Origin of the sequence: Bifidobacterium kimbladii (assembly GCF_032193675.1) — a bacterium.
Taxonomy (GTDB): Bacteria; Actinomycetota; Actinomycetes; order Actinomycetales; family Bifidobacteriaceae; genus Bombiscardovia; species Bombiscardovia kimbladii.
Genome location: NZ_JASTZZ010000001.1, coordinates 214,263 through 226,277 on the forward strand (window position 1 = coordinate 214,263; position 12,015 = coordinate 226,277).

9 protein-coding genes and 1 tRNA gene are annotated in these 12,015 nt (G+C 59.2%); 5 read left to right on the top strand and 5 right to left on the bottom strand.

What is annotated here, in order from left to right; genetic code table 11:
• Positions 1-24 precede the first annotated feature (24 nt).
• Both QRX41_RS00855 and QRX41_RS00860 read left to right on the top strand, forming a co-directional pair.
• The gene (locus tag QRX41_RS00855) at positions 25-1,908 is read left to right on the top strand and encodes a 1-deoxy-D-xylulose-5-phosphate synthase (RefSeq protein WP_313838127.1); all 1,884 of its coding nucleotides are present in this window, start codon (positions 25-27) and stop codon (positions 1,906-1,908) included.
• Between the two features lie 38 nt (positions 1,909-1,946).
• Positions 1,947-2,023 (top strand) — tRNA-Arg (locus tag QRX41_RS00860).
• Between the two features lie 256 nt (positions 2,024-2,279).
• Here the strand turns inward: QRX41_RS00860 and QRX41_RS00865 are convergent.
• Positions 2,280-4,943: a multicopper oxidase domain-containing protein gene (locus tag QRX41_RS00865; protein WP_313838129.1), complete on the bottom strand. Its 2,664-nt coding sequence runs from the start codon at positions 4,941-4,943 to the stop codon at positions 2,280-2,282.
• 58 nt (positions 4,944-5,001) lie between these two features.
• Between QRX41_RS00865 and QRX41_RS00870 the strand changes: the two genes are divergently transcribed.
• The 3 genes from QRX41_RS00870 to QRX41_RS00880 are packed head-to-tail and all read left to right on the top strand — an operon-like array spanning position 5,002 to position 6,739.
• A complete protein-coding gene (locus QRX41_RS00870) occupies positions 5,002-5,754 on the top strand; it encodes a helix-turn-helix transcriptional regulator (protein WP_313838131.1) in 753 nt (250 codons plus the stop codon).
• Positions 5,751-6,137, top strand: coding sequence for a ferredoxin (gene fdxA, locus QRX41_RS00875; RefSeq protein WP_313838132.1), 387 nt, complete (start codon positions 5,751-5,753; stop codon positions 6,135-6,137). The genes QRX41_RS00870 and fdxA overlap by 4 nt, the downstream gene beginning before the upstream one ends.
• Positions 6,134-6,739: a DNA-3-methyladenine glycosylase gene (locus QRX41_RS00880; RefSeq protein WP_313838134.1), complete on the top strand. Its 606-nt coding sequence runs from the start codon at positions 6,134-6,136 to the stop codon at positions 6,737-6,739. The genes fdxA and QRX41_RS00880 overlap by 4 nt, the downstream gene beginning before the upstream one ends.
• Positions 6,740-6,785: 46 nt before the next feature.
• On the opposite strand, the gene QRX41_RS00885 is transcribed toward QRX41_RS00880, so the two are convergent.
• The 4 genes from QRX41_RS00885 to uriH all read right to left on the bottom strand — a co-directional run bounded on the left by QRX41_RS00885 (position 6,786) and on the right by uriH (position 11,915).
• Complete coding sequence (locus QRX41_RS00885) at positions 6,786-7,955, bottom strand: MFS transporter (protein WP_313838135.1); 1,170 nt, start codon at positions 7,953-7,955, stop codon at positions 6,786-6,788.
• A gap of 136 nt (positions 7,956-8,091) precedes the next feature.
• Positions 8,092-9,273: an SLC13 family permease gene (locus tag QRX41_RS00890; RefSeq protein ID WP_313838684.1), complete on the bottom strand. Its 1,182-nt coding sequence runs from the start codon at positions 9,271-9,273 to the stop codon at positions 8,092-8,094.
• 243 nt (positions 9,274-9,516) lie between these two features.
• A complete protein-coding gene (gene uriT / locus QRX41_RS00895; RefSeq protein ID WP_449495099.1) occupies positions 9,517-10,965 on the bottom strand; it encodes a uridine transporter UriT in 1,449 nt (482 codons plus the stop codon).
• 5 nt (positions 10,966-10,970) lie between these two features.
• Positions 10,971-11,915, bottom strand: a complete 945-nt coding sequence (gene uriH, locus QRX41_RS00900) for a uridine-preferring nucleoside hydrolase UriH (RefSeq protein WP_313838136.1) — start codon at positions 11,913-11,915, stop codon at positions 10,971-10,973.
• Positions 11,916-12,015: the final 100 nt, after the last annotated feature.

The following is a 12,015-nucleotide window of genomic DNA, read 5'->3' on the forward strand; positions in this document are numbered from 1 at the left end:
ATTACGAAAACAGACAGGAGGGTTATGGGCAAGCTTCTGGACAGCATCGACTCCCCAAAGGATCTGAAGGTTCTCTCCTTGGAAGAGCTGAATCGACTGGCCGACGAGATCCGTCAGCTGCTGATCAGCTTCTGTCGACGTCACGGCGGCCACCTGGGTTCCAACCTGGCCACCATCGAGCCCATCATCGCCCTGCACTACGTCTTCGATATGCCTCATGATCATCTGATCTTTGACGTCTCCCATCAGGCCTACACACACAAGATCCTGACCGGCCGGCGCCGGTTCTACACGGACCCTGAGTCTCAGAAGGATCTTTCCGGATTCACCTCGCCCAAGGAGAGCCCCTACGACGACTTTATGCTGGGGCATACCGGCACCTCCATCGGCTTGGCCTGCGGAATGGCTGCCCAGCGGGATGCGACCGGAGGCAAGGCCAACATCATCGCCTTGATCGGGGACGGCTCCCTGAGCAGCGGGCCAGCCTTCGAGGGGCTGGACTGGGCTGCTGAGCAGGGCGGCAACCTGATCATTGTGGTCAATGACAACGAAATGTCCATCGCCGAGAACCACGGGGGGCTATACAAGAGCCTGGCGGCCCTGCGTGCCAGCGGGGGACGCAGCTCAGACAATCCCTTCCGCGCCCTTGGGCTGGACTACCGCTACGTGGAGGAGGGCAACCGAATCGAGGATCTGATCAAGGCCTTCCGCCAGGTCAAAGACACTGATCATCCGGTGGTGGTTCATATCCATACCCGCAAGGGCCTGGGACTGGGCCAGGGCAGCCAAGGACAGATAGGATCGACTTCGATGGCCCAGAGCGATGGGCAAACAGCTCATATGACTTCCCTGCCGGATTTGCCCGCCGAGGGTCCGGTGGAGGCGAACCACTGGCAGGACGGCTTGGACTCCCTTAACCGTCTGCCCAACTCACGAAAGACCTACGGAAGAATGGCCATGCAGGCCCTGGAGGCCAGGTTCTCTCAAGAGCCGGGTCTGACGGTCATCTCCCCCGCTACACCGCTGTCCAACGGCATCGATCCCGACTTCCGTCAGCGGGCCGGAAATCACTACCGGGACGTGGGTATCGCCGAATCTCACGCGATAGCCTATGCCGCGGGCATCGCCAAGGCCGGAGGCACGCCTGTAGTCGCCACCTCAGCCACCTTCTTCCAGAGGGCCTACGACCAGATCGAGCAAGAGATGGCCTTGAACGGCAGTGCGGTGACCCTGCTGGTCTTTTCCACCGGCGTTGCCAAAACCGATGCCACACACTCAGGCACGGCCGACATGGTCATGATGCGAGGCATCCCCGGACTGACCTGCCTGGCTCCGACCAGCGGGGCTGAGTTCTTGGACATGCTGGCCTGGGCCACTGGCCCGGCCCGGCAGCCGGTGGTCATCAGGGTGCCTGGCGAGCGCACGCTGGCGACAGAACGCGCAGGTAAGCCGATAGCGCCGGTAAAATCCGATTCCACAACCGCAGGCCAGCCATGGGACCGTTACCGTATCCTGCAGCAAGGCAGGACAGTGGCCCTGCTAGCTCTCGGCGATGCCCTGCCCCTGGGTCGTGACCTGGCTGATTCCTTGAAGGCGTCCCTGGGGCTGAAACCCACACTGGTGGATCCGCATCGCTATGACCGCTTGGACGAGCAGACCCTGGATGCCCTGGCCAGCACCCACTCCCTGGTGGCCACCCTCGAGGATGGTCAGCTGGATGGCGGCTGGGGACAGGCGGTGGCTGCCTACTACGGACCGAGTCGGGTTCGCACCCTGGCCTTCGGAGCGGCCAAGGAGTTCAAGGACCGAGTTCCCCAGGCCGCCATGCTGGAAAGGTATGGCATGACCGTTCCTGCAATGACCCGTGCCATATCGGATGCCCTTGCCGACCAGGCTTCATGGATCTGACCCGCCGGTGGACCCAGGCGGGTACAATAAAAGGGTTTGGCCCCGTAGCTCAGCTGGATAGAGCAACTGACTTCTAATCTGTAGGTCGAGAGTTCGAATCTCTCCGGGGTCACCAATAGCACTCCCTGCTGTTGCCCGGGCACAGGGATGCTTCATGTTCTGTGCATCTCGCCATTGCAGCATTCCTTACCTCATGCACGACCCACCCGCCTTAAGACAGAAGGGCGGTCAGGCCAAGAAAGGGCACAAGCAAGAACTTAGGGACTTGCCTTTGCACAATTGAGGGTCGAACCAGTCCCGCAGCCCGGCAGGAAACCCGGTTGCGAACAACGCACGTTCGCTTGCCTTATACAGGACGTTGATTGTTCGCGTCACGACACCCGAAGGATGCCATGCGCGCCTTTTTCGGCCAGGCTCATGACGTGATTGACTATGGAATAGTCGCCCGGCTGATCGACCTTGAGCTCCACAAACCCGCCTTGGGCCGGCAGCAGGGGCAGGACCTGGGCTCCCGCTGATGAGGATGAGGCAGCAGCGGAATTCCCTCCTGTGCCTCCGCCTATCAGATAGCGTCCCTCAGTCCAGACCGTATCGAACTGGGTTCCCACAATGTGGAAGGACAGCGGCTGGTTGGGTCCGGCGTCCAGAACCCAGATGCGGACCCTTTGCCCCTTTTCCAGCTTGAGGGGATGAGCGTCATATTGAAAGGCCCGTCCGTTGAAGGTCATAATATCCGGGTTCATGGCCGCTACCTTTTCCGCATCGGCAGCCCCTCCATTGGACCCCAGATAAATTTCGGACTGGACCAGAACATATTCAGCAGCCACGGGCGGCAGCGTGCCGTCATCGACAACCACAGCCCCATACATGCCGTTGGCTATGTGGTTTGACATGGGGTCGCTGCTGCAGTGGTACATCCAAATGCCAGCCCGATCAGCGGTGAAAGTGTACAGGAGCTCCTTGCCCGGCTCAATGTTGCGCATCATGGTCTGAGGGACGGCCGGACCGGCATGAAAGTCGATGGAATGGCTCATGCTTCCCTTGTTCCTGATGGTGACTTCAAAAGCGTCTCCCACACGGCCCCTTAACACCGGACCCTGAGCCAAAGGGCGCGATCCACTATCCCGCGAATCGTTCGCGTCGTCGAAGCTCCAGACCGTGCGCTCAAGCCCCGCAGCCACCTTTTCCTTGCGTTCCTTGATATCCAGTGCGTATTTTCTGGTTCCAGCCCTCCCCTGACCATCCAAGGATGGAAGAGCGGCCTTGGCAGGTTCGCTCTTCTCAGCCTGAGACTTGAGCTTGGCGGCTGATGGGACGTGGCTTAGGGCCACCTTGCCAGCTGAGGACCGTCCTTGCCCGGCAACGATTCCACCCCTGGTTTTGATCTTGAGCTCCATGCCCATTTGGCGGTGTCCTGCCAGCGAGCACCATCCCAATGTGTCCCCGCCTAGGACCCCCACGTCGACCGAGACGCTCTGGCCTACCGGAACTGACCCTGTGCTCTTGCCATTGGCGAAAACCAAGTCGTGCCGCTGATCTCCGGTGTTCCTAAAATCTACAATCAGCCGGTCTCCTGCATCGATGGTGACGGTATCCGGCACAAAGGCCATCCCTTTTACCTTGATCGTTGCTCTGCTGGTGTGACCCGTCGGCTGGACGCTCTTTGACGATGCCTCCTGGACGCCTCCGGCACTAGGTGCCGCCCCGACCGAGACAGCCAGCGTCGGCCGCAGGGCCATCAAGACCACGGCGGCCACCAGGAGCAGCACGGTAGCGGAAGTGGCAACCAGATCCGTTCTTAGGGCCAGGGTTCCCACTTGTTCGGTTTGCGAACCCTCAGGCTGGCGACGACGGTAGCGTTTGGATGCCAGGACCTGCTTGCCTCGAGCGGCCAGGTACACCACGGTCAGCATCATGGAGAGGATTCCCAGGACATTCAGCAGATTCCCCGCCTTCCATAAGGTCGTGTAGAGCCTGATGGTTCCAAGGAGCCTGATCAGCAAGCCAACCTGCATAAGCGCCCAGGCAACCCAGAGGAGCGGGTGAAAGGGCAGGGGCCTGCGAATGACCGAGGGGACGATCATGCAGACATGGGCGATGACCATGGTCATGATGAATCCGATAGCCAAGGCATGCAGCGCCATATCCCCCCAGTAGGTGCTGGAATCCAAGGGCGCCGCCATCCAGATGAGGGCAGCCAGAAGTCCCCAGGCGTAGGCCGACAGCATGCAGGTGCCCATGAATCCTGGCAGACCGCCATGACGGAAGGTGCCCTTGGCCACATCATGACTGGCCATGACCAGGAGGAGCAGTCCCAGCGACAGCCCCAGAAGCGGATAGCCGACCGAAGGCGCCATGGCTTGGATCGGCAGCATCAGGACTGTCAGGAGGCTCAGACCCAGGATTCCCGATTCAAGACGAATATCCGAAAAGACCGCCCTGGCCAGCTCCACCCGCTCCCCCACGATGGTCAGAATAAGAAAGAAGAGCCAGGTTGGGGCCAGAACCGAGACGTCTAACCCTGCAACCCACGCAGCAGCTCCGACCAGACCAACCAGGGATCCGAGGACCTGTATGAGCACCTCTGCAGAAGGCTGCCGACGCCAGATGGCCAAGTACATGGCCGTCAGAACAAACATGGACAAAGTCCATGGAATGCCGCCGAAAAGCTCCACCCTGACCCATGCCGGGACAGCACTGCGGCTTGAAACCATCAACGACAGCAGGCAGAGCAGAGACCCCAGCAAACCCAAGGCAGGAGCAAAAAATCCCCAGGAGGGTTTGCTGGATCCGCCGCTGCGGTAGGCCACTGCCCTCTCCAGGCCAATGGCTGCGCCCAAAAACCCATAGACCATGAGCCCGCCGTGCAGGTCAGCCAGCGGCACCCTGCCTGAAGGGTGAATCAGATCCGCGCGAATCAGCGCCGCAACAAGGCCAAGCAATGCAGCCAGACCTGCGCCGATGAGAAGGGCCATCCTGGACCTGGGCAAGGCCGTCCTGCCGCCGGACTTGCGCATCTTTGGGTCATCCTGCATGGGTCTGTCCGCCTTGTCCTGGGTTGATAATTGATTGGATAGTTATACAATTTAATTGATGAGTCAGAAAATTCAACCCTCTAAGCAAGGGATCCATGCCCCCTCTGGGCGCAGAAGCGGGGAGGAGATCCGCTCTGCAATTTTGGATCATCTGCATACGGCAGCCGAACAGACCGGTGCAGGCCTAACTGCGCAGCAGATCGGAGCAGCCTTCGGCATCCATCCGACGACAGCTCGTTTCCATCTTGAACGCCTGGTCGAACAGGGCGAGGCTGTCCGTCAGAGAACAGACAGCGACGGTCAATCAGCCGTGCGAGGCAGACCGGCTGTCATCTACTCCCCTATATCCACAAACCATGCCAGGGAGGATATGATCTCCTCGCTCTGCTCCGCACTGGAAACTGCCTGTCCCGATGCTGACAGCAGAGGTAGGGCTGCGCTGAAAGCAGGTCAGGTCTGGGGTCGTACCCTGGCCAGACAAAGCGGGGCGAATGCCGAGAAGGACGTGTCCTCGAGCATGTTGCAGACGCTGTTGAACACTCTGGCCACCCTGGGTTTTGCTCCGGTTATGGCAGAACCGGATTCATCGAGCCTGTTTCTGACCGCATGCCCCTTCTTGGACAGTGTCAACGCCCATCCCATTATCTGCACGATCCATCTGGGGATGGTCCAAGGAATCGTGGAAGGCAGCAGCAAAACGGCCAGGAATAAAAGAGCCCGTGTATCGCTGGAACCTCTGTCGTCGCCAAAGGGATGCTTCCTGAAAGCAGCAAAAGCGGACAACCAATCAAAAAGGAGAGCAAAGCAATGACCTACGTGATTGCCCAACCTTGCGTGGACGTCAAGGACAAGGCCTGCGTAGATGAGTGCCCGGTGGATTGCATCTACGAGGGCCCCAGGAACCTGTATATCAACCCCAACGAATGCATCGACTGCGGCGCCTGCGAGCCGGTCTGCCCTGTGGAGGCGATCTTCTATGAAGAAGACCTGCCAGAGGAATGGACCTGGTTCAAGGATGCCTCCGAGAACTTCTTTGCCCAGGTCGGTGATGCCGGCGGCGCCCAGGCCCAGGGACCCTACGATCACGACCATCCACAGGTCGCCGCCCTGCCCCACCAGGATAGCTTCGTCTGCGTTCAGCCCGAATCACGCGGCCAGCGCGCGGTCTGGGTCCGCAAGGACCAGGCGGAATGAAAGCCGGTTCAAGCCAGGACGATCATCTGGTCTTCCCGGACTTTCTGGACCGCCCTGTGGATCAGGCCGCCCGCCTGCTTCTGGGCTGCCTGATCATTCGGGACTACGATCCGGAAGGCGAACAGGCCAGGGTTCGGATCGTGGAAACCGAAGCCTACGATCAGAATGATCCGGCCAGCCATGCCTATCACGGGCGGTCAGCGCGCAACGCTGCCCTCTTCGGCCCCAGCGGACACATGTACGTCTACTTCACCTATGGAATGCACTACTGCCTGAACATCTCCTGCCTGGAGGACGGATTCGGCGCCGGGGTGCTGATTCGAGCCTGCCAGCCAGTGCAGGGTCTGAACCTTCTGCGCAATCACAGACACGGCCGTCACCCGGACCGGGAGCTGACCAACGGTCCCGCCAAGCTCTGCCAGGCATTGGACATTGACAAGCACAACTATGGCCACGATCTTAGAAAACCACCCATACGCCTGGCAACCGCGGGGCTGGCCCAGGACGAGACCATCACGGCAACACCTCGAATAGGCATATCCCACGCCAAAGAGGCCCTACGAAGGTTTGTCATCACCGGCAACCCCTACCTGTCGCGATGAAAGGGCAGAATCCTTCACTTCTGACTTCTACAGCCTCAAGGGTGGCTTATTGCTCAATGTAGCGGGATTCGACACAGCTCTGGAAACGAACAAGCGCAAGCATGAGAGCAGCCAGCAGAGCGATGATCAGCATGCCTATGAAACTGCCTGTTACCGGATCCAGTCCAAACATTTTTGAGAAAGCCTTGAAGACCCAGGTAGATGCCGTAAAACCGAGGCTGGTGGTGGCCGAAAAGACCCCCATGACCAGCGGATAGCGTCTGGGCGGAGTCAGGTTGGACAGGAGGAAGGGGCAGGTGGCCATATTGATGGCACTGCCCGACCCAATCAGAAATGCCGATAAACAAACCAGCGGGAAGGAGCGGGTGGTCAGGAAAAGCAGGGCGCCCAGGGCTATCAGAAGGAAGGCGGCCGGAATGGTCCATTGCCGGCAAATCCGCTTGATGCCGTTGATGCCAAGCCCGATCACGACCGAGGAACCCGTGTTGAACATCAGGGCCACCCCGGCTGCGCTGGTGCCACCCAAACCGTATTTGGCTATGTAGACCGCGAGCTTGTTGTACAGGACCGCGACCAGGAAAATGCTCAGGAACCCGATGAGGATACAGGAAATGGTAGCCCACCAGCATTGTCCGCTTTTTTGAGAAGAAGACGATGCCTCAGATCTTAGGGCCTTTTCCGACTCCTCCTCGACGGCACCGACTCCGGGGACCATGAAGATGACCAAGACCAAGGCAGGCAAGGCCAGAAAATAGAGCCAATAGTTGTGCAGCCAACCTCCCTTGGCCAAAACACCGCCCAGGGCAAGGACCAGCATGGAAGAGCCATCCTGAACAGCCAGGACCAACCCCATCAGCGCAGCCAACTGCTTCCCGCGGAAGAACCTGGCCGACAGGCTGGGGAGAACTGTAGTGGCGATACCCACGCCAAACCCGACAACCAAAGCAAAGAGAAGAAGCTGACTCACGCTGCCATGCACAACCAAGGGCATCAAGCCGCCCAGGGCGACACACAGACAGCTGATGCAGGCAGCTGTTCTGAAACTCATTCTGGTCAAGAGTTGACCAAATAAAAGAGCTGAAACTATGGCTGCCGAAGAGCCGATAGAGACCACCGATTCAACGGTGGAGGGATCAGCATGAGGAAAGGATGCTTGGATGGCTGCAACGGAAGGAGAGATGATGGAGTCAAACCGCGACATGATAGCCAAGGACATGATTCCGACCAGAACCCCAAGGTTCCGTCTGGCCAATATCCCTGTGTTCTTAGGCTTAGACGCGCACGGGTCCGGTTCCACCGTTGCTGCCTCCCTCTCAATATCAGCGGCACCATTCCTGGTTGATGGGGGTAGTCTACTCCAGCAGCAGGGCCATGCCAACCAACACGACGAGGAAGAGCAGATTAAAAGCGGTATAGATTTTCAGGTAACCGCCTTTCTTGCCCGGATACTGCTTGACCACAGCCTTGTAGGAAATCAGTGAGGCCATCGAAGCAACCAGGGTGCCGAGCCCGCCCAGGTTGGTACCCAGAATGATCGGGCGCCAGGCTGTCGAAAAACCTGAGACCAGCAGGGCTGTGGGCACATTGCTGATGACCTGGCTGCACAGGACCGAGGTAATCAAAGGATGGATATTGACCAGTCCGCTGACCAAATTGTAGAACTGGGGGATCCGCCTGGCATTGCCTATAAAGATGAAGAATGCCACGAAGGTCAGGAGCAGTCCCCAATCCACATGCAGAAAGACCCGTCTGTCGCAGATCAGGAAGGTCACCGCCACCACCAGGACCATGGCCCATTGGGGGATCAGCTTGGCTACACCCAGCAGGCAGACAAGAAAGAGCAGGAGATAGATGGCGATGCGCCATCCGCTGGACTGCTGCATCTCCTTGACCTGAGGCTGTATCCCCTCCTCCCTGGGCGCCAGTATGCTGCGGCGGATCTCTTGCGCATCCATGCCCTCGAACTTATTCAAATGCTGATTCCTGAAGACGAACCAGCAGCACAGGAAGAGCATCAGGGCTGCAGCCAGGGCATAAGGTGCCATGAGGAGGAGGAACTCCCCGGCAGGCATCTCGGATCGGGCCTTGAGGTATAAGTTGTGAGCATTGCCGATGGGTGTCAGCATGCTGCCCACATTGGCACCCAGGGTCATCAGAGTGACAATCAGCAGGGCATGGTTTTCCAGGCCGGCCATGATGAGAACAGCAATGGCGAAGGGCACGAAGGTGACCAGGGCTACATCGTTCGTGATGAACATGCTGGAGAAGAAAGGCAGGGAAACCAGCACCAAGGCCAGGCCCCGCATCGAGCGGACACGACTCAGCAGGCCGGCACCAATGGCATGGAAGACCCCGATGCGCTGAAATCCGCAGACCACCATCATGAGGGATCCCAACTGGGTAAGGGTATTGACGTGGATGTAGCCAATATACTGCCGGTCGGGAGGAATGAGGATGCAGGATACGAGAGCGATGACTGCCGCGACGACCAGGACGGTTTCGTTCTTCAGCAGTCCGATCACCCGATGTTGCATGGTCACCTCCGGCGAACGAATTCCTCACTTAGTTTACGCGCCCGCCCACGGCTTACAGGAACTCTCCTGGCGCTATTTTCCGCCACTAAGCCCAAGGTCGGGACACTCGGCGCTACTGGCTGCTGGCCTGTCTTGTCCCGACTTTTGACCCTTGTCGGATACGCATAGAGTCGGATGCCTATGAGACATGGAAAGGGGTCCTGCGAATCAGTACATCCGCAGGACCCCTATCAGACCGGAATATTACTTGTCATTCATTCGTTCCGGATCGGGAATCAGATAGGACAGAGCCAGGGCGATCAGCACCAGCACGCCGCCGCCGATCATAGCCGCAATGTATCCAGTACGGGCTCCGCCGGATGCCGCCAAGCCGCTCATGCATGCATAGAGGACCGCATAGCTCAGGCCTGAGCCCAGGTTGAAGGCTCCGGCGTTGAGTCCCGGCAGATAGCCGGTGTTGTCCGCAGGAGACAGAACCACGCCCAGCCCATTGAGCATAATGTTGGCTGTCCCCGCATAGGAGACGCCCAGGATCAGGGAGAGCGCCACCAGGCTCCAGATGCTGGGAGCAAGGCAGACGTAGATGCCAAAGACCAGTCCCAGAACGCTGACAAGCTGACCGACTCTCAGAACCTTGAGATAGCCGAAGCGCGAGGCCAGCATCCCGGCCACTGGGCCAAAGACCAGACCGACCAGGGCATATGGGGTCAGCGTCGCGAAGGAGACGATGCTGGCCTTCAAGCCGATGCCGACCTCGCCATCCTGAGCCAGGGCCGGAACGATCCCGTTCATAATGGCGAAGACACCGACCATGGTGGTAAGAGTCGTCAGCAGTAGGCCCCAAGTGCGCCGCTGCTTGAGGTAAGTGGTGGTGACCATGGGTGCCGACGTAGTGCTTTCGACTTTCCAGAAGATCATGAAGAAAACCGCAGCTACCAGTATCTCGACGACCACCAGGATCCAGCGCGCCTGAGCCAACTTCTCGACCTCATTGATAGCCAGGTAGGCCGCCAGGAAGGCTATGCAGAGGAAGACCACGCCGGCCCAGTCCATACGGGGGCGATCATCTGCATAGCTCTCACGAGCGAAAAGGGCCACCAAGAGTACGGCAATCACCGCAATGGCCACCATGAACCAGAAGACCGAGCGGAAGCCGAAGGTACCGGCCAACCAACCGCCTAGGATGGCATCCACACCGCCGATGCCGCCGTTGACTGCCGTGAGGACAGCCATGAGCCTGGCATAGCGGGCCTCATCGGTCACTTCGGCATGCAGCATGATCAGGGTCATGGGCACGACCGGACCGGCCACTCCTTGAATGACGCGCCCAATCATCAGCATCGTCACATTGGGAGCCAGAGCGGAGACCACGCATCCCAGCGCCGTCAGGCTCAGCATGCCCAGCAGCACCTTCTTGCGGCCGGCCAAATCGCCCAGCCGAGGCAGGAAGAGGGAGAAGACGGCACAGGATGTGAAGAACACCGTCTGAGTCAGGCCGATGCTGGAGCTGCTGGTATTGAGCTCGATCCCCATGGTCGTCAAAGCCGGCGAGAGCATGGAGGCGTTAAGCTGGAAGGCGAAGACAGCAGCCATGAGGGCCGTCATCAAGGCAACGATAGAAGCACCAGAGCCGTCAGCGGTCGTAGTAACTGGCTTGCCTGTCTTTGATGCGTCTGTGTTCGAAGTCTTCATTGATTTCATCCAATCGTGGCGATGGCCTTGACCACCAGGTCCCAGAATCCCTGGAAGTCCAGCTTGACAGCCACTTGGGTGTGGCAGTCCTCAGCAGAGGGCTCAGGGCCACGCAGATCGGCCACGGTCATCCCGCAGGTCAGGTCCCCGCGCAGCTCCACATCAACCGGGCAACGACGGGTGCTCACAATGGACGGATCGATCAGATAGGCCACAGTGCAGGGATCATGCACAGGCGGATCCACGAAGTCCTGGTTGTCCTGGTAGGACTTGCGGAAGAAGTCCATCAACCCGCTGACGAAATGAGCCAGATCGGTGCCGATGCCCTCAATGCGCTGCTGGACCTCCGGGGTGCACAGGGCCTGATGAGTCAGATCCAGCCCCACCATGGTGACCGGCCAGGGCTCGTTGAAGACGATATGTGCGGCCTCGGGATCCACCTTGATGTTGAATTCAGCGACGGCGCTCCAGTTGCCCACATGGTAGCCGCCACCCATGAGCACAACCTCTTGAACGCGATCGACAATGCGGGGTTCCTTGCGAACGGCCATAGCGATGTTGGTCAAGGGTCCAGTGGGAACCAGAGTCACCGTGCCCGGCTCCTCGCGCATGATGGTCTCGATGATCCAATCGACAGCATGGCCAGGATCCAGGGGCCGGGTAGGCTCGGGGAGCTCGACCCCGTCCAGACCCGTCTGGCCATGGATGGAGGCGGCTACTTCCTGAGGACGCACCAAGGGCCTATCACATCCGGCATGGACCGGCACCTGGCGCGCATGAGCCTTTTCCAGCACAGCCCTCGCGTTGTAGGTAACCTTGTCCAGACTCTGGTTGCCGCCAACCGTAGTCACTCCGATCAGGTCGATCCGCGGATCGCCTACTGCCAGAAGGATAGCCACCGCATCGTCATGACCTGGATCGCAGTCCAGGATGATCTTGCGCGTCGTCATATACTCGCCTGCGCCTTTCTCATGAATATGTCCTGGGCCATGGATCATGGCCCAGGACATGATACCCCTGATTGGCATTCAATCCTTGTAGGCGCGTTAA